Annotated in this window: 15 protein-coding genes, 2 tRNA genes and 1 other RNA gene; 5 read left to right on the top strand and 13 right to left on the bottom strand. The window is 30.3% G+C overall.

All coding sequences use genetic code 11. The features are described from left to right. Position 1: 1 nt before the first annotated feature. From ftsZ to DT059_RS04260, 4 genes are all read right to left on the bottom strand, one after another. Positions 2 to 1,483, bottom strand: coding sequence for a cell division protein FtsZ (gene ftsZ, locus DT059_RS04275; protein WP_145597048.1), 1,482 nt, complete (start codon positions 1,481 to 1,483; stop codon positions 2 to 4). Between the two features lie 10 nt (positions 1,484 to 1,493). Further along, on the bottom strand, positions 1,494 to 1,952 hold the full coding sequence (gene mraZ / locus DT059_RS04270) for a division/cell wall cluster transcriptional repressor MraZ (RefSeq protein WP_145597046.1): 459 nt from the start codon (positions 1,950 to 1,952) through the stop codon (positions 1,494 to 1,496). Between the two features lie 177 nt (positions 1,953 to 2,129). Then, positions 2,130 to 2,486, bottom strand: an RNA gene (gene rnpB / locus DT059_RS04265) — RNase P RNA component class A. 31 nt (positions 2,487 to 2,517) lie between these two features. Next, positions 2,518 to 3,255 carry an N-acetylmuramoyl-L-alanine amidase gene (locus DT059_RS04260; protein ID WP_145597044.1) on the bottom strand — a complete coding sequence of 246 codons (738 nt, stop codon included), beginning with the start codon at positions 3,253 to 3,255 and terminating at the stop codon, positions 2,518 to 2,520. A 104-nt stretch (positions 3,256 to 3,359) separates the two neighbouring features. Here DT059_RS04260 and DT059_RS04255 point away from each other — a divergent pair, with 104 nt between their 5' ends. Beyond that, on the top strand, positions 3,360 to 4,154 hold the full coding sequence (locus DT059_RS04255; protein WP_145597042.1) for an MlaA family lipoprotein: 795 nt from the start codon (positions 3,360 to 3,362) through the stop codon (positions 4,152 to 4,154). A gap of 19 nt (positions 4,155 to 4,173) precedes the next feature. After that, complete coding sequence (locus DT059_RS04250; RefSeq protein ID WP_145597039.1) at positions 4,174 to 4,767, top strand: MlaC/ttg2D family ABC transporter substrate-binding protein; 594 nt, start codon at positions 4,174 to 4,176, stop codon at positions 4,765 to 4,767. A 44-nt stretch (positions 4,768 to 4,811) separates the two neighbouring features. On the opposite strand, the gene DT059_RS04245 is transcribed toward DT059_RS04250, so the two are convergent. The 5 genes from DT059_RS04245 to DT059_RS04225 all read right to left on the bottom strand — a co-directional run bounded on the left by DT059_RS04245 (position 4,812) and on the right by DT059_RS04225 (position 9,150). After that, positions 4,812 to 4,888 (bottom strand) — tRNA-Ile (locus DT059_RS04245). Between the two features lie 58 nt (positions 4,889 to 4,946). After that, positions 4,947 to 5,021 (bottom strand) — tRNA-Val (locus DT059_RS04240). Between the two features lie 4 nt (positions 5,022 to 5,025). Then, positions 5,026 to 6,846: an RNA polymerase sigma factor RpoD gene (gene rpoD, locus DT059_RS04235; protein WP_145597037.1), complete on the bottom strand. Its 1,821-nt coding sequence runs from the start codon at positions 6,844 to 6,846 to the stop codon at positions 5,026 to 5,028. 67 nt (positions 6,847 to 6,913) lie between these two features. Then, positions 6,914 to 8,689 carry a DNA primase gene (dnaG, locus tag DT059_RS04230; protein WP_145597035.1) on the bottom strand — a complete coding sequence of 592 codons (1,776 nt, stop codon included), beginning with the start codon at positions 8,687 to 8,689 and terminating at the stop codon, positions 6,914 to 6,916. Further along, positions 8,689 to 9,150 (bottom strand): GatB/YqeY domain-containing protein, encoded by a 462-nt coding sequence (locus DT059_RS04225; RefSeq protein ID WP_145597034.1) that lies wholly within the window; start codon positions 9,148 to 9,150, stop codon positions 8,689 to 8,691. The genes dnaG and DT059_RS04225 overlap by 1 nt, the downstream gene beginning before the upstream one ends. Positions 9,151 to 9,275: 125 nt before the next feature. Between DT059_RS04225 and carA the strand changes: the two genes are divergently transcribed. Together carA and carB are read left to right on the top strand one after the other, a co-directional pair. Continuing rightward, positions 9,276 to 10,472, top strand: coding sequence for a glutamine-hydrolyzing carbamoyl-phosphate synthase small subunit (carA, locus tag DT059_RS04220; RefSeq protein ID WP_145597032.1), 1,197 nt, complete (start codon positions 9,276 to 9,278; stop codon positions 10,470 to 10,472). Further along, the gene (carB, locus tag DT059_RS04215; RefSeq protein ID WP_145597030.1) at positions 10,450 to 13,674 is read left to right on the top strand and encodes a carbamoyl-phosphate synthase large subunit; all 3,225 of its coding nucleotides are present in this window, start codon (positions 10,450 to 10,452) and stop codon (positions 13,672 to 13,674) included. The genes carA and carB overlap by 23 nt, the downstream gene beginning before the upstream one ends. Here the strand turns inward: carB and DT059_RS04210 are convergent. Continuing rightward, positions 13,671 to 14,336, bottom strand: coding sequence for a hypothetical protein (locus DT059_RS04210; protein WP_145597028.1), 666 nt, complete (start codon positions 14,334 to 14,336; stop codon positions 13,671 to 13,673). The genes carB and DT059_RS04210 overlap by 4 nt on opposite strands. After that, the gene (locus DT059_RS04205; protein ID WP_145597026.1) at positions 14,336 to 15,280 is read right to left on the bottom strand and encodes a mitochondrial fission ELM1 family protein; all 945 of its coding nucleotides are present in this window, start codon (positions 15,278 to 15,280) and stop codon (positions 14,336 to 14,338) included. The genes DT059_RS04210 and DT059_RS04205 overlap by 1 nt, the downstream gene beginning before the upstream one ends. 21 nt (positions 15,281 to 15,301) lie before the next feature. Here DT059_RS04205 and trxB point away from each other — a divergent pair, with 21 nt between their 5' ends. After that, positions 15,302 to 16,246 (top strand): thioredoxin-disulfide reductase, encoded by a 945-nt coding sequence (gene trxB, locus DT059_RS04200; protein WP_145597024.1) that lies wholly within the window; start codon positions 15,302 to 15,304, stop codon positions 16,244 to 16,246. On the opposite strand, the gene DT059_RS04195 is transcribed toward trxB, so the two are convergent. Together DT059_RS04195 and DT059_RS04190 are read right to left on the bottom strand one after the other, a co-directional pair. Continuing rightward, positions 16,235 to 16,888, bottom strand: a complete 654-nt coding sequence (locus DT059_RS04195) for an NAD(P)H-binding protein (protein WP_145597022.1) — start codon at positions 16,886 to 16,888, stop codon at positions 16,235 to 16,237. The genes trxB and DT059_RS04195 overlap by 12 nt on opposite strands. After that, a complete protein-coding gene (locus DT059_RS04190; RefSeq protein ID WP_145597020.1) occupies positions 16,888 to 18,087 on the bottom strand; it encodes a pyridoxal phosphate-dependent aminotransferase in 1,200 nt (399 codons plus the stop codon). The genes DT059_RS04195 and DT059_RS04190 overlap by 1 nt, the downstream gene beginning before the upstream one ends. Positions 18,088 to 18,108 lie beyond the last annotated feature (21 nt).

Genomic DNA, 18,108 nt, shown 5'->3' with positions numbered 1-18,108 from the left:
ATTAATTTTTTTGTCTTCTTAAGAATGCTGGTATCTCAAGATCATCTTCTTTCTCTTCATCTGAAGTCAATAAATCTTCAGGGCTTGAATTATCAGATTCTGAGCTAAATAAATCTGGTGCATCAGAATCAACTCCAAATTCTCTTAGATCATTAGACGCTTCTTCCTTGCTATCGGTGCCTTGAATTTCTTCATCGGGTGTTTCCATAGCCTCTTGAGCAAACGATTTTTCCATTTCATTAACTAAATTATCCTCAACTATACTTTCACTTTCCATACTGCTATTTAGGACAACTTCTTCACTCATCATCTGATTATGAGTACTCTCAGTTTGTTGTTCCTGGATTACCTCATTTTCAAGCTTTAAGGCATTCGCACCATGTGTAATTGGATTTGATGCTGTTGTATTTGAAAAATTAAAAGATTGAGATGATCCCATGTTTGAAAAATCAGAGTAACCAGGATTACGATTTTGAATTCGATGAACCATGTTTACAACAGATTTTGATTCAGGTTGCTGACCATCTAATGAGGTTGCAACAATTGAAACTCTCATTTTTCCATCAAGTTCTGTATCAGTAATTGCACCAATAATTAATTCTGCTTCAGGATCAACTTCTGCTCTTACTTTATTTACAGCTTCATCAACTTCAAAAAGTTTTAGATCTTTACCACCAGTAATATTTACTAATAAACCTTTTGCACCTTTTAAAGTATAGTCATCAATTAAAGGATTACTAATTGCCATCTCAGCTGCTTTTAGAGCTCTACCTTCTCCTTCAGCTTCTCCAGTTCCCATCATAGCTTTACCCATTGCTGCCATTACAGTTTCAACATCAGCAAAATCTAAGTTGATTAAACCGGGTCTAACCATCAAATCAGTTATACTTTGAACCCCATGCATCAAAACATTATTTGAAAGGTTAAATGACTCTTCAAAAGTTGTCTGTTCGTTAGCTATTTTAAATAAGTTTTGGTTAGGAATAACAATTATTGTATCAACATGTTTTCTTAACTCTTCTAAACCTTGTTGTGCTCTTCTCATTCTAGAGGGGCCTTCATATAAAAATGGAAGAGTCACAACACCTACTGTCAATATGTTTAATTCTTTAGCAGCTCTTGCGATGACATGAGCAGCACCAGTGCCCGTTCCGCCACCCATACCAGCTGCTATAAAAACCATGTTAGCACCTTGAAGTGTATTTACAATTTCATTTAAAGACTCATCGGCTGCAGCTTGTCCAATATCAAGTTTTGCACCAGCTCCTAAACCTTTTGTTAAATTTAATCCAATTTGAATTCTTGTTTTTGCTTTACTAAGCTTCAAATCTTGAGCATCAGTATTTACTGCAATAAACTCTACTCCTTGTAGATTATTTTCTATCATTTCATTAATTGCATTTCCGCCAGCCCCACCAACTCCTAAGACTAGTAATCGTGGCTGTAGCTCTTTTATCTCTGGTGCTTTAAAATTAATTGTCATCTTTTATCCCCTATTGTTTGTTATGTTGAAGCTCCCATTTAAGATTACCACGATTAATATTTGCTTTTTTCCTCGCTGTTATCTTAAATTTTTCAAATGCTGTTGGTTCCCATATTTGAAATGTTTGGCCTTGACCAACAAACAACATGCTATTTTTTATTTTTGCATGTTTTAATAATTTTGATGAAAGTAAAATTCTGCCCTCACTATCAAATTGTAAATTTATACTTTCTGATAATATTGATGTTGCAAAGTAATCTCTTTTTTCTTCAAAGGGATTTAAGGAATCAATTGCTGAAGAAATTTTTTCAATTCTATCTTGGGAGCATGCTTCTATAGATGAGTTATTAAATGATGGATAACATATAACACCATTGTATCCTAAGTTGGATAAATGTGACCTAAAACTAGCAGGCACAGATACTCTCCCTTTTTTGTCTAATTTGTTTTCGTATGTTGATAAAAACATAAAACATAATTTCCTTTATTCCCATATAAATGGGAATTTATGGGATATTATGGGTTTTACAACCAGACGTCAACACCTAATATTTTAGTGCTATTATTGTTTTAGTAATAAATAAAATAGCCACTTGTACATATAAAATGAGCTCAAACTTAGAAACTTAAAGTGATTTTAATTTGAAGTGCCAGATAAACTATAAGCCGGGTTCAGTCATTTAAACCTATCATTTGTCTAGACTTAAGATCACTCTTAAGCTCAAGCAACTAACCCTGATGACTAGCCAAGGACGGCTTTTAGTTTTTCAACAATGTCATCTCTACTTAGTCTTGCTCCCAGTGGGGTTTTCCAGCGTTCATTGTTACCAATAGAACCGGTGTGCTCTTACCACACCTTTTCACCCTTGCCATGTTATGGCGGTTTATTTTCTGTGGCACTGTCCCTAGGGTTTCCCCCGCCAGGTGTTACCTGGCACTGTGTCCTTGTAGAGCCCGGACTTTCCTCTTTAAAAAAATTTAAAGCGATAAGTCGTTTATCTGGCAGTGTTAATTTATTTAGAATTATAAAAATTTCAAGAAAATTTAATTTTTTTTACGATATTGTTGCTTATTAATAAGCATTCAAGATCAATAATGCCGTTAACCAATTGCTGTCTAAATCTTCTTTGAAAGGCTGTTGTGATTAATTTTAAATGTTTTCTATCTGATAATTTGTAATTTTTTGAATATCCAATTTTATATAAATTATGAACAAATTTTAGTTTTTCTTTCTTTTCTAAATTAATATTTCTTTTCTTTAAAATAATATCTTGATTTAAATTATGCCAATAACCAATTTTATTTTCAGATAAATATTTCCAAGGAAATTTTTCACCTGGATCTTTTTTTCTACTAGGTGCAATATCTGAGTGACCTAAAATACAAGTAGATTTAATTTTATATTTTTTAATCAAAAATTTACTTAATTTTAAAACTGAATTAATTTGTTTTTTTGAAAATTTTTTATATTTATAGTTGTGACCTGGGTTATTAATTTCAATACCAATAGAATTATTATTTAAAAATTTAAACTTTTTCCAAGATGAAATACCTGCGTGCCAAGAAGTATACAAATCAGGAACTAAAGTTAAAACTTCACCATTATTTTTGATAAAATAATGACAGCTTACTTTTGAGTTCTTGTTGGTTAATTTATTTATTGCACTTTTTTCACTTCTCATTCCTGTGTAATGAAAAATTATAAACTTTATGTCTGATAATTTTCTTTTTTTTGGTTCAAAGTTTGGTGAGTAATTCAAGGTTGTATACATACTAAATTTTTGTATAAATTTAGACCATTTATAAACACTTTCTAGACATCATTTTTATTTAAATGTTATTTTACAAAATTATTTAATATAATATATAATTTAATATGTATAAAAAATTAGTAATAACAATACTTCTAACTTTTTTTGCATTCAACGCAAATGCTGGTTCTGACGGTGACTTAGCGTTGAAAGCATCAGAGCCAGAAAAAATAAATGATTGTTTTGAAAAGTTAAACAGGGCTACTTTTGCATTTAATCAAGGTCTTGATAAAACTGTAATTAAACCAATTGCAAAAGGATACAAAAATTTACCGGACCCGATCCAAAAAGGCACGAGCAATGCTGTTAAAAACCTTTCTGCCCTAATTACAATACCTAATAACTTGCTTCAGGGTGATATAAAGACAGCAATAATTAATACTGCCAGACTTGCTGTAAACACAACTATAGGAGTACTTGGTACTATTGATGTTGCAAACAAAATGGGTTTTCCAAAATATGAAAAAGAGGATTATGGTCAGACATTAGCTGTTTGGGGTGTAGGTTCAGGTTGTTACTTGGTTCTTCCAGTATTAGGACCATCAACCTTAAGAGATACAGCGGGATCTTTTGCCAATGTGTTAGGTGGAGACCCATGGTACAATGCTTCAACACATGGTAACAATGAGTTTTTAAGTGAGCGTCTTTATTTAACCTCTAAAGCTTTAAGCGGAATCGATTTTAGAGCAAACAATATTGAATCATTTGAAAACCTTGAGACAAATTCAATCGATTTTTATGCCTCAGTTAAAAGTTTATATCTACAAGATAGAGAAAATAAAATAAATAACAATCAAAGAGGAAATATTGAAGTTCTTTATAAAGATGAAAACGACTGGGAAGAAATAGATAACAAATAGCTAAAATTTATATAAAAAAATGAATAATATAAAAAAAATTCTATTAATTGTATTATTTATCTCGCTACACCATAGTTTTGTTTATTCAATTGAGCCTGATGTATTTGTTCAATCAACAGTAAATAGAGCGTCCCAAATTCTATCAAAGAATATTTCAAAAGAACAAAAAATTGATGAGCTAAAATCAATCGCAAAAGAAACAGTTGATATTAGAGGCGTTGGATTTTATTCACTTGGTTCAGCAAGAAAAAATTTAGATGAAGATCAGAAAAAAATATTCTTTGATTTATTTGAAAGTTATTTTTTAAAAAGTTTTTCAAGCAGACTGTCTGAGTATACTAATCCAAAAATTGAAGTAAATGGAAAAGAAGTATTAAATAAAAATTATACTATTGTTAATAGCATATTAATTGCAACTAATGAAAGACCAGAAATAAAAATTGATTGGAGAATTTATACAAAAAATCCTGATAATCCATTAATCAGAGATTTGATTATAGAAGGCCTTAGTTTAGCAAGAACCCAAAAAGAAGAATTCGCTTCTATTTTAAATTCTAATGATGGAGACATAAATGCTCTTTTTGATACTTTAGAAAAATTTTCTAAAAATTAAAATATTAAAAATTCAAAATTCCTAAACGTTAATTTTACTGGATTTGGTGGGCCCGCCAGGACTCGAACCTGGGACCAATACATTATGAGTGTACTGCTCTAACCAACTGAGCTACAGGCCCAAACTTCTTGTTAGTTATATCATTTTTACTAAGTTATCAATTAAAGATAAAGTAATTTTGGTGGGCCGTGTTGGTTACGCTCCAACTACCCCTGCAATGTCAATGCAGTACTCTACTATTGAGCTAACGGCCCAGTATTAACTTTCCAAGAAACTTTTCAATTGTTTTGATCTACTAGGATGTTTCAATTTTCTAAGAGCTTTAGCTTCAATTTGTCTAATTCTTTCCCTAGTAACTGAAAACTGTAAACCAACTTCTTCTAATGTATGATCTGTATTCATTCCAACACCAAATCTCATTCTCAAAACTCTTTCCTCTCTTGGTGTAAGTGTAGATAAAATTTTTGTTGTTGCCTCTCCAAGATTTGACTTAATTGCCTGTTCTAACGGTGCTAAAGCTTTCGTGTCCTCTATGAAATCACCTAAACTACTATCTTCTTCATCTCCAACTGGCTTTTCTAAAGATACAGGTTCTTTAGATATTTTTAGAACTTTTCTAACTTTATCCAGCGGCATTCTAAGTTTTTTAGCTAATTCCTCAGGTGTCGCTTCCCTACCAAATTCACTTAAAATTAATCTCTGGGTTCTAACAATTTTATTTATTGTTTCAATCATATGAACTGGAATACGTATAGTTCTTGCCTGATCTGCAATTGATCTTGTTATTGCTTGTCTAATCCACCATGTTGCATAAGTAGAAAATTTATATCCTCTTCTATATTCAAACTTGTCTACTGCTTTCATCAATCCTATATTGCCTTCTTGTATTAAGTCTAGAAATTGAAGACCTCTATTTGTGTATTTTTTTGCAATTGAAATCACTAATCTTAGGTTAGCTTCAACCATTTCTTTTTTTGCAATTCTTGACTCTTTTTCACCTTTTTGGATTCTACTTACAAGCTTTTTAAAATCTGTAACTGAAACCCCGAGTTTGTAGCTAATTTCAATTAATCTATCTCTAATATTTTTAAATTCGTCTTTATTTTTATTAAAAAACTGTTTCCAAATTGAATTTGTGTCTAAAAATTTTTTTAAATTTGGATTAATTTCATTTCCAACATAAAATTTAATAAACTCATTCCTTTGAATATTATGATCTATTGCTAGCCTTAACAAATTTCCTTCTAATGAAATTATTTTTTTATTTTCTACATAATGTTTTTGAACAAGATCTTCTAAAACTGATGGAGATAATTGAAGTGATTTAATATTTTCAAGAATATCATTTACAATTTTTTGATATCCTTTTTCTTTTGCAGTTGAAAAATTTTGTGAATTTAAAACACATTCTAATTTTTCTTTTTGATACTTTATAAGTTTTGAGTATTCTTTAGTGAGTGTGCTTACTGTTTTTAATACTTTTGGTTTGATTTCAGTTTCCATTGCAGCAAGTGTAGGGTTAAAATCATCATCATCTGAGGCACTCTCATCCTTTTCTGTTTCACCTGAATTTTTTTGTTTAGCACTTGGACCTGTAGTTTCATCTTCCATATAGTTTGTATCAATATCAATTATTTCTCTAACAAGTATCTCATCTTTTTGTAATTGTTCATTCCATTCAAAAAATTGTTGAGCTGTAATTGGACTTTGAGAAAGTGCTATAAGCATTACATCTTTACCGGCCTCTATTCTTTTAGCAATTGCAATTTCACCTTCTCTTGAAAGTAATTCAACTCCACCCATTTCTCTTAGATACATTCGTATAGGGTCGTCACTTTTTTCAATTGTCTTACCCTCTTCTTTATTTGAATTTTCTTTTTTTCTAAGAACTTTAAAATCAGATTTTTTTTCAACTAATGTAATATTTTCATTTAAAATATGAATAAAAGCTTGAGACAGATTTTCATCAGATAAATTTCTTTTGCCAAGAGATTTACTTAACTCTTCATAAGTAATAAAACCTCTATGAGTTCCTCTACCCATAAGTCTAGCAAATGATTTTGTAATAATTCTTTCCACGATAATTTGAGTTTAGAGGTCTTATATAATGTCAATTAAATAAAAATCTATTAATAATTTTGTCAGTTTAATTGAGATTCTGCTTTTTTTTGAGCTCTTTTAACTCATTAAATGTGGACTCGCTCATATCCACAGAAAACTTCGATTCTAATTCCTGGATTCTGAACTCAAGATCGTAATTCATCAAATCTCTAGAGATGTCCTCTAATAATTCAATTATTTTTTGATCGTCATCAGATTGTTTTTTTAGGATATGTTTGATTGGAGCAAATTTGTTTATTTTTTCAATTAATTGAACATCTAAGTCAAGATCTTGGGTTGTTATTTGTGAACCAGATTTTAATTTTTTAATAATCATTTCAAATATTTTTTTATTAAACTCGGTAAATAATTTAATATTTTCGATCAAATGAATATTGGCTTGCAACAAATCTAATTTATTTATGACCAGATATAATAAAGAAAACTCTTTTAATTCGACTCCAGTCAAAGACTGGCTTTCTTGAAAATATTTTTTTGTACTTTCTAAAGATTTTGTTCTCTTTGTATAAAATCTTTTATTATTTTGATTGGTATGTGGTGTTAGCTCAGCAATTTTTTCTAAAAAGTATTCCAAAACATACTTTTTTATAAAATCATCTTTTATTGTATCTGAAATTCCTCTAAGTTTTTTCTCAAAAATAGCCATCGATGATGGATTGTTTTTAGTTTGTTTTTTGTAATGACTAAAAATAAATTGATGAATAGATAATTTGTTCTGCTTTGTAAAATCAACAAAATTAGCCTTACCATTTTTATTTACATAGCTATCTGGATCTTCTTTATCTGGCAGAAATAAAAATGAAATTTGTTTTTCAGGTTTCAGTTCTTTTATTGAATTTTCAGCAGCTCTAACTGCAGCCTTATATCCACTTTCATCACCATCAAAACAAATTACGATATCATCAAAGAATTGGTTTAAAATTAAAATTTGTTTGTCGGTTAAAGACGTACCAAGATTTGCTACTACATTATCAATTCCATTTTTACTAAGACCTACAACATCCATGTATCCTTCAACCAGATAGATATGATCAATTTTATTTGAAAGTTTTCTTGCTAAATCTAAATTATATAAATTTGATCCTTTTTTAAAAAAATTTGTTTCAGGCGAATTTATATATTTTGCTAAATAGTCTAAATTTTCAATTATTCTTCCACCTAAAGCTATTGGTTGACCTGAAATATTTTTGATTGGAAATATTAATCGACCTCTAAATCTTTCGATATAAATTTTTTTTTTCTCATCTAAATAGAATAAACCAGTCTCGACTAAAGTTTGTTCACTATAATCTTGTTTTATTTTTTCGAAAAAATTTGAATTTTTTTCTATGTATCCTATCTTAAACTTTTTAACTTCATCTTTACCTAGTGATCTATTTTTTAAATAATCTCTAGCAATTGAATAATTTTCATTTTTTAAAAGTTCATTGTGATAAAATTCAACATAATTACTAAATATGGATTTATACTCATTCCACTTTTTTTCTCTTTCTTCATCTTGTTGTGAAAACATATATGGCTGCATCCCTGCCAGTTGAGCTAAGTATTTAACTGCCTCTCCAAATTTTAAATTTTGAGTTTTCATCACAAAATCAAAAATGTTGCCATGTTCTGAGGTTGCAAAACAATGATAAAATTCTTTTTCATCATTTACTGTAAATGAGGGTGTTTTTTCATTTTTGAAAGGTGATAAACCTACATATTCTTTACCTCTTTTTTTTAAAGAAACACTCTTTGATACTACCGTTGAAACTTTCAACCTATTTTTAATTTCATCAAGATACTCTTTTGGGTATTTCATTATTTGCTCAACAATTCTTTGATCATTGATCCTGCTTTAGAAAAATCAATTTCATCTGCATGAGTTTTTTTAAGTTCGCCCATAACTTTTCCCATATCTTTTAATGAATTTGCTCCAATTTTAGAAATAACATCTGCACAAATTTTCCTAGTTTCCTCTTCACTAAGCTGCTTTGGTAGAAAACTTGTTAAAATATCATATTCATTTTGCTCAACCTCTAAAAGATCTGTTCTATTATTTTTTTTATAAATATCGATTGATTCGGTTCGTTGCTTAACCATTTTTTTTAAAAGTTTCTTAATGTCTTCATCATCAGTTTCCTTTTTGTTAGGGCCTGATCTGTTAACAATGTCCAAATCCTTAATAGAAGATAATATTAACCTATAGGTTGATATTTTATTTTTATCTTTAGATTTTAATGCATTTTTATATTCGTTTTCGATGGTCTGTTTTAATGACATAATTTTTAATCTACTTTAAAGAAAAAATTCTTCAAAAGAAAAATTGTATTTTTACAATTTTATATTACATCTCTGTTGCGATAATAAAGCAATTATTGTATTAACCTTTAACTCATGAGTTGTAATTGAACAAAAAATCAAAAAAAACTAACTCAAAAATAAAATCTCAAATCAATACAGGCGTTTTAGTTCTCGAAAATAAAAAGGTATTCAAAGGAATTGGAATTGGTTACCAGGGAGAAGCCACAGGCGAAGTTTGCTTTAATACATCATTAACAGGCTATCAAGAAATTATCTCTGACCCATCATATGCAGGTCAAATTATTAACTTTACCTTTCCCCATATTGGAAATGTTGGAACCAATAAAGAAGATCATGAATCTGATAAAATATGGACAAGAGGAGTGATACTTAATTCTGAAATAACCTCACCTTCAAATTATAGATCATTCCTACATTTAGATACTTGGCTAAAGAAAAATAAAATTGTTGGAATTACTGGCTTAGACACCAGAAGCCTAACAAACTTTATAAGAGACAAGGGCGCACCCAAAGGTACTATTAGTTATTCAAAAAAAGGAAAATTTAATATTAATAAATTGACAAACTCCACAATAAAATGGAGTGGATTAAAAAATCTTGATCTTGCAGAGTTAGTTTCAACCCAGAAAAATTATATTTGGAAAGGTCTTAAAACATGGAAAAAAGAACTTGGATATAAAAAAAATAATAAGAACTCATTTCATGTTGTTGCAATTGATTATGGAATTAAAAAAAACATTTTAAGATATTTCTCTGACTTCAACTGTAAAGTTACAGTTGTCTCCTGTAAAACTAGTGCCCACAAAATTTTAGCTTTAAAACCAAATGGAATATTTTTATCAAATGGTCCTGGTGATCCAGCTGCAACAGGGAAATATGCTATAGAAATTATTAAAGATCTGATTAAAAAAAATTTACCAATTTTTGGTATATGTTTAGGTCATCAAATTTTAGCATTAGCATTGGGTGGCAAAACAAAAAAAATGAAACTTGGTCATAGAGGAGCAAATCACCCTGTTAAAAATTTAATTCATGACAATGTAGAAATAACAAGTCAAAACCATGGTTTTGAAGTAGTTAAAGAAACATTACCAAAAAATATTGAAGTCACACATAAATCTTTATTTGATAATAGTATTGAAGGTATTAAACTAAAAAACAAACCAGTCTTTTCAGTTCAATATCATCCAGAATCTAATCCGGGACCTCAAGATAGTGTTTATTTGTTTCAAGAATTTATTAACAACATGAAAAAAAATGCCAAAAAGAAAAGATCTTAAAAAAATATTGGTTGTAGGAGCTGGTCCAATAATTATAGGACAAGCATGTGAATTTGATTATTCAGGGACACAAGCATGTAAAGCTCTTAAAGATGAGGGTTATAAAGTAGTCTTAATAAATTCAAATCCAGCAACAATTATGACAGATCCAGATGTTGCGGATAAAACTTATATTGAACCAATTACACTAGATGTATTAGAAAAAATTCTAAAGAAAGAAAAACCCGATGCAATTCTTCCAACAATGGGGGGACAAACTGCACTTAACCTTGCAATGGAAGCAGAGAAAAAAGGAGTTCTAAAAAAATACAAAATTGAGTTGATAGGAGCAAATTCTAAAGCAATTTCCAATGCCGAGGATAGAAAGAAATTTAGAAAAAATATGATAGATATTGGTTTAGATTTACCAAAATCAGAAATCGTAAATAATAATAATCAAGCATCAAAAGTATTAAAAAAAATTGGTTTACCTGCAATTATAAGACCTGCTTTTACACTTGGTGGACTTGGCGGGGGAATAGCTAAAACTAAAAAAGATTATTTAAAAATTGTTAAAAATGGATTGCATGAGTCTCCAGTAAGCCAAGTTCTTGTAGAGGAATGTTTAGAGGGCTGGAAAGAATTTGAAATGGAGGTTGTAAGAGACAAGAAAGATAACTGTATCATCATTTGCTCGATTGAAAATATAGATCCAATGGGAATTCATACGGGTGACTCGGTAACAATTGCACCGGCTCTTACACTTACAGATAAAGAATATCAAGTAATGAGAAATGCATCTATTGCATGTTTAAGAAAAATTGGAGTTGAAACAGGAGGATCAAATGTTCAGTTTGCTATCAATCCTAAAAATGGTCGAATGGTTGTCATTGAAATGAATCCACGTGTATCAAGATCATCAGCACTTGCATCAAAAGCAACTGGATTTCCTATCGCAAAAGTGGCTGCAAAATTAGCAGTTGGTTATACTCTGGATGAATTAAAAAATGAGATAACTAAAGTTACTCCTGCATCATTTGAACCAAGTATAGATTATGTGGTGACTAAAATTCCAAGATTTACGTTTGAAAAATTTTCAACTTCTCCTGCAACTTTAGGAACATCCATGAAATCTGTAGGAGAGGCAATGGCAATAGGAAGAAACTTTAAGGAGTCTCTCCAAAAAGCGTTGGTATCACTTGAAACTGGTTTTTCAGGTTTAGACAGAATTTTTGAATTAAATAAAAAACAAATTGAAAAGAAGCTTAAAGAAACTATTCCAAATAAGATATTACTAGTTGCGGAAGCAATTAGAAAAAAAATAGACTTAAAGAAAATATATAATTTATCCAAAATTGATCCTTGGTTTTTAGAGCAAATTAAAGAAATAGTTGATTGCGAAACACAGATCAAAACCAAGGGACTTCCTAAAGATTTTGCAGAATTTAATAGAATAAAATCAATAGGGTTTTCAGATAAAAAACTTTCGGAATTGACTAAAACTTCTGAAGACGTTGTTAGAAGAAAAAGATCGGCGCTAAAAATTCTTCCAGTTTATAAAAAAGTAGATACTTGTGCGGCTGAATTCAAATCGTTTACGCCTTATATGTATTCAACTTATCAAAGAAATTTTTCAATAAACTCAGAATGTGAAGCTGATCCATCTAATAAGAAAAAAATAATTATTCTTGGAGGAGGACCAAATAGAATTGGTCAAGGAATTGAATTTGATTATTGTTGTTGTCAGGCTAGTTTTTCTTTAAAAGATGCGGGTTTTGAGACAATAATGGTTAATTGTAACCCTGAAACAGTATCAACAGACTATGATACGAGTGATCGATTATACTTTGAACCTTTAAAAGAAGAATACGTTTTTAACATAATTAAAAAAGAACAAGAAAAAGGAAACCTAATAGGAGTGATAGCTCAGTTTGGTGGTCAAACTCCAATTAAACTTGCTAAATTTTTACATGACAATAAACTTCCAATTTTAGGAACACAATATACTTCTATCGATTTAGCAGAGGATAGAGACCGATTTAGAAATTTATTAAATAAACTAAAACTCAAACAGGCTGAGAGTGGGATTGCAAAAACATTTAATCAAGCAATAAAAATTGCAGATAAAATTGGATTACCATTAATGGTAAGACCATCTTATGTTCTTGGTGGAAGAGCAATGGAAATTGTTCATGAAAAAAATCAGCTTAAAAAATTTGTTGAAGAAGCGTTTAAAGCTGCAGAAGATAATCCAATTTTGATTGATAAGTTTATTGATCATGCAATGGAAGTAGATGTAGATGCTATATCAGATGGAAAACAAGTTCACGTTGCAGGTATTATGCAACATATCGAAGAAGCTGGAATTCATTCAGGAGACTCGGCATGTAGCCTACCCCCTGTATCAATTAAACCATACCTTCTAAAAGAAATAGAAAATCAAACTAAAAAATTAGCGATAGCTTTAAATGTTAAAGGTTTCATGAATATACAGTTTGCAATTAAAAAAGATGAAATTTATGTGATCGAAGTTAATCCAAGAGCAAGTCGAACAGTACCTTTTGTATCAAAAGCAAAAGGATTGCCTCTAGCTAAAATTGCATCAAGAGTAATGGCTGGTGAAAAGTTATCTAGGTTCAATTTAAAAGATAAATCTAAAGGTATGTATGCAGTTAAAGAGGCAGTATTCCCATTTAATAAATTTCCAAACAGTGACTTATTGTTAGGACCTGAAATGAAGTCCACTGGAGAAGTTATGGGATTTGATAAAAATTTTGGAATGGCTTTTGCCAAAAGTCAGATCGCAGCAGCTAACTCATTACCAAAAAAAGGATTAGCTTTTATTTCTCTTAAAGATAGTCACAAAGATGAGGGAATTGATTTAGCAAAAGAACTTCTTAAACTTAAGTTTACATTATGCGCAACCAGAGGAACCGCAGAATATATTCGAAAACATGGCATGAAATGTAAAATTATAAATAAAGTAAGCACAGGTTCACCACATATAGTAGATGTTTTGGACTCTAAAAAAATTGCATTGGTGATAAATACCGGGGGCGGAAACAGTGAACATCGATTAAGTGACGCAATAGCTTTAAGAAGAGCAACGCTTAAGAATAAAGTTCCTTATTGCACTAATATGTCCACTGCTCAGGCATGCTTAGAGGCGATAAGATCTCTAAAAACAAAAAAATTAGAAGTGACTTCTCTTCAGGACGTTTAAGAATTTACTTTCCAATCAGTTTCAAAGGTAACATAGTTTACTTGAATACATCGTCTTTCTTTAACGATCTTTTTCTTCTCCATCCCATGCCAAGTGTTTGGTCCACTGGTAAAAAGATAACCATAATTATGTTTGTAAGGAAGTGTCTTAACCTTTTCTAATTTTGCATTGTAAAAATCAGTTCCTAAATCTTCAGACTCATTTGTTTTATTAACAAATATTAAGCCTGACATAAGTTTTTCTTTTATATCACAATGAGGTTTTAACCAAAAACCCTCTCGGTCGCATATAACCTCAACCCTAACATAGGAATTTGATAAATCTTTATTAATCATTTTAGAAATTGTTTCATATGTTTCTTTAGACTGAAGTTCATTTATAAATTTTACTAAATTTGGAAATTGAGATGAGTTTTCTTTATTAATAAAACATCTAAACTTTATTGCTTGTCCACCTGAAGCTATACCTTTTCTAAATTCTGCAGCTCCACCATCTATTGCTCTTGTTCCATCATAATTAAGATTATGTTTACTAACATCAGGAATGTCGGCTTTAACAATTTCATCAATTGCTCCTTCGGACAAAGCATCACTATACTCCCAGTGATTAAAAGGGAAATTATGTTCTTTTGAATTATTTTTAATTGAATTTAAAAATGACATTATGATTGTATTTTTTCTTTAATAATTTTTGCTACTCTATTCGTTTCATCTAATTTTTGATAGTTCCAATTTTCAATTTCTTCACCTAAGTTTCTAGTAATATTTAATTCTCTAAATAAATTTCTAAAATTCTGAAATCTAACATCTTTTCTTTTTGGTAAAATATTAGCAACATAAATTGGTTTTCCAGTTAAAGCAGCTTCCGATATCATTGAGCTAGAGTCACAAGTAACAACTATATTTTCCGAAATAGCTAAAGCTGAAAGATAAGCTTTTTTATCAACATTCATAATCACAGTGTGATTTTCTCCAAAAAACTCTTTTGCATAATGTATAGTACTTAACGGTGTTCTCATTGAAGGTATGACCACAAGTTGAAAATCATGTTTTTTCAACAATTTGTAGAAAATTGAAAAGATGTGCTTCATGTTTTTTGTTGAGTAGTCATAATATTTTGTAGGACCACCCATTATCAAACACCAAACTTTTCTATTATCCTTTTTGATATATGAATTTAAATAACTTCTATTTTCTTCAATTTCATTTTCCGTTAAATAGTGAATTGCACCTTTTGTTTTAATTACATTTGCACCATTTATCCCGTCATGTTCGGGAGCAACAATAAAATCAAAATGATTAAAATCCACCTTTGGATCTTGAATATGAATATTTAAAACTTTTTTTTTTGAAATAGTTTTTAAGTGGATTGAGGGAATCACGCTTTTTCTTCCACATGAAATAATTACATCAAAATCAGACTCGTTTATTTTTTTATAAACATTTTGTGATATTGGAGTTAATTTTGGTGGAAGAATTTTCCAAAAATTATTTAGTTCAACCTTATGGTGTGTAAAATCAATATCTAAAGCTTTTGCTAAACCCTCAACCTGGCTTATCATGCCATGCATTCCTTGAGTTAATAATAATCCTTTTAATTTAGACATTAATCACTATATAGCTTTCATATGAGTCAAAATCCAACTAAACACACAAAAGTGTTAATAATTGGATCTGGTCCTGCCGGATACACAGCAGCAGTTTATGCGGCTCGAGCGATGTTAAATCCAATTTTAGTTTATGGTTCTGAACCTGGTGGACAATTAACAACAACTACTGATGTTGAAAATTTTCCAGGATTTGCTGAAGTTATTCAAGGTCCATGGTTGATGGATCAAATGAAAGAACAAGCAAAAGCAGTTGGAACTGAAATGATTGAAGATCATATTGGTTCGGTAAATTTAAAATCTACTCCGTTTGAGGCTATAGGCGATAGTGGGCAAAAATATACTGCTGATAGCATAATTATTTCTACAGGAGCTCAGGCTAGATGGTTAAATCTGAAATCTGAACAAGAATATAGAGGATTTGGTGTTTCTGCGTGTGCTACTTGTGATGGTTTTTTCTTTAAAGATAAAGAGGTTGCTGTTGTTGGAGGAGGTAACGCAGCTGTTGAAGAAGCGATGTTCCTTACAAAGTTTGCATCCAAAGTTAAATTAATTCATAGAAGAGATAGTTTGAGAGCTGAAAAAATGCTTCAAAAAAAATTAATGGAAAATAAAAAAATTGAAATTATTTGGGACTCTGTTGTTGAAGACGTATTGGGAGATCAAGAACCTAAAAATGTTAAAGGCATTAAAATTAAAAATTTAAAAACAGATAAAACTGAAGAATTAAAACTAGATGGATTGTTTATAGCTATTGGACATGATCCAGCAACTTCACTATTCAAAGATCAACTTAAGATGGATAATGAGGGGTATTTAATTACTAAACCAGATTCTACTGAAACAAATATTCCTGGAGTTTATGCTGCGGGAGATGTAAAAGACAAAACATTTAGACAAGCCGTTACAGCTGCAGGAATGGGTTGTATGGCAGCATTAGAAGCTGAAAAATTCCTATCTCACTAATTCAGCAATCTCATTTGATTCAAATATACTTTGATTAATATTTTCATTTGCCAACTTTACCATTGCTTTGGCGACTATTTCTGCCCTAATTGGTCTCATTTTTCTTAAAGGCCCAACTAATATTGGAGTTAACAATTTAAATAATATTATACCAAATTTTTCACCTATTCTTTTTTCTTTTCTATTTCCCAATAAAAAAGATGGTCTCATGATCCCAATTTTATCAAAATTTTGATTTTTAATTTCTTGTTCAACTAATCCTTTGAATTTTAAATAATCACCTGAACTTTTTGGATCTGCATAACCAGATGAAACGAAAAAAAATGATTTAATTGAATTTGATTTAGCAATTTGGGCAATTTGTGTAGGAATATTGAGTTCAACTCTTTCATATTCATTTTTATTAGGTGAATTTTTTCTTGTTGTACCAATACAAAAAAAACAGTCTTCACCTTTAATATCATTTCTATACTTTTCTAAATCATTAAAATTAGTATCAATAATTTCAATTTTTGGATTAATAGGTTCTATTTTTGAACGAACAAAAATCTTTATTTTTGAGTAGTTTGAATTCAGGATAAGTTGATTAACAAGATGCCCACCAACTAAACCCGATGAACCAAACACTAGGGCTGTTTTCATTAATTTAAGGATTTACAAAAAATAGATATTTTATCCATTGCTTTTTTTAAATTTTCCATTGAAGTTGCATATGAAATTCTAAAAAAACCTTCCAAACCAAATGCAGAGCCTTGGACTACAGCGATCCCACTATTCTCTAATAATGATTGAACAAAATCAGTATCAGATTTAATTTCATTACCATTAGGATCTTTTTTGCCCATTAAACCTTTGCAACTTGGGAAAACATAAAACGCTCCATCTGGATTTAGGCATTCAATTCCATCTATTGCATTTAAAGCATTAACCACAAAATCTCTTCTCTCCTGAAAAGAGTTTGCTCTTTTCTTTATAAAGTCTTGTGTTCCACTTAGTGCCTCAACTGCAGCGGCTTGGCTAATGGAAGAAGGATTAGTTGTTGATTGTGATTGAATTTTAGCAATAGCTTTAACAATGTCTTTTGGACCAGCTGCATACCCTATTCTCCAGCCTGTCATTGAGTAAGCTTTACTTACACCATTCATTGTAAGCACTCTATCTTTTAAACTATTAATTTGAGCAATTGTAAAAAATTTAAAACCTTCATAAGTCACGTGCTCATAAATATCATCGCTCAAAATATACACATGATTATGTTTTTCTAAGATAGCTGCGATTGCTTTGATATCTTGCTCTGAATAACATGCTCCAGTTGGGTTTGAAGGAGAATTAAGAATAATCCATTTAGTTTTTGGAGTTATAAATTTTTCAAGATCAATTGGATTTATTTTAAAACCTTGTTTTTCATCACATTCCATTATCACTGGTTTTCCTCCAGCTAATAAAACCATATCTGGGTAAGAAACCCAATAAGGAGCAGGAACTATAACTTCATCACCTTCGTTTAATGTGGCCATCATTGCATTATAAATTACATGCTTACCACCAGCACCAACTGTAATTTGATCAGTTGTATAATCTAAATTATTTTCTTTTTTAAATTTTTCTACAATCGCTTTTTTCAATGCTGGAGTACCATCTACTGCCGTGTATTTTGTATCACCATCGTTAATAGCTTTTATAGCTGCTTGCTTAATGTTATCTGGAGTATCAAAATCTGGTTCCCCTGCGCCTAATCCAATAACATCTTTTCCAGCAGCTTTTAATTCTCTTGCTTTTTGAGTAACAGCAATAGTAGGCGATGGTTTAATCTTCTTTAAACTGTCTGATATTATGCTCATTGAAATATAAATAAATTCTAC

The organism is Candidatus Pelagibacter sp. FZCC0015, from assembly GCF_007833635.1.
Classification (GTDB): Bacteria; Pseudomonadota; Alphaproteobacteria; order Pelagibacterales; family Pelagibacteraceae; genus Pelagibacter.
The sequence above is the reverse complement of the archived record's forward strand: the minus strand, read 5'-3'. Positions and strand labels throughout refer to the sequence as shown.

Coding starts and splice junctions, on each gene's coding strand:
- ftsZ (WP_145597048.1), bottom strand. CDS start 1,483: ATGACAATTAATTTTAAAGCACCAGAGATAAAAGAGCTACAGCCACGA.
- mraZ (WP_145597046.1), bottom strand. CDS start 1,952: ATGTTTTTATCAACATACGAAAACAAATTAGACAAAAAAGGGAGAGTA.
- DT059_RS04260 (WP_145597044.1), bottom strand. CDS start 3,255: ATGTATACAACCTTGAATTACTCACCAAACTTTGAACCAAAAAAAAGA.
- DT059_RS04255 (WP_145597042.1), top strand. CDS start 3,360: ATGTATAAAAAATTAGTAATAACAATACTTCTAACTTTTTTTGCATTC.
- DT059_RS04250 (WP_145597039.1), top strand. CDS start 4,174: ATGAATAATATAAAAAAAATTCTATTAATTGTATTATTTATCTCGCTA.
- dnaG (WP_145597035.1), bottom strand. CDS start 8,689: ATGAAATACCCAAAAGAGTATCTTGATGAAATTAAAAATAGGTTGAAA.
- DT059_RS04225 (WP_145597034.1), bottom strand. CDS start 9,150: ATGTCATTAAAACAGACCATCGAAAACGAATATAAAAATGCATTAAAA.
- carB (WP_145597030.1), top strand. CDS start 10,450: ATGCCAAAAAGAAAAGATCTTAAAAAAATATTGGTTGTAGGAGCTGGT.
- DT059_RS04210 (WP_145597028.1), bottom strand. CDS start 14,336: ATGTCATTTTTAAATTCAATTAAAAATAATTCAAAAGAACATAATTTC.
- DT059_RS04205 (WP_145597026.1), bottom strand. CDS start 15,280: ATGTCTAAATTAAAAGGATTATTATTAACTCAAGGAATGCATGGCATG.
- trxB (WP_145597024.1), top strand. CDS start 15,302: ATGAGTCAAAATCCAACTAAACACACAAAAGTGTTAATAATTGGATCT.
- DT059_RS04195 (WP_145597022.1), bottom strand. CDS start 16,888: ATGAAAACAGCCCTAGTGTTTGGTTCATCGGGTTTAGTTGGTGGGCAT.
- DT059_RS04190 (WP_145597020.1), bottom strand. CDS start 18,087: ATGAGCATAATATCAGACAGTTTAAAGAAGATTAAACCATCGCCTACT.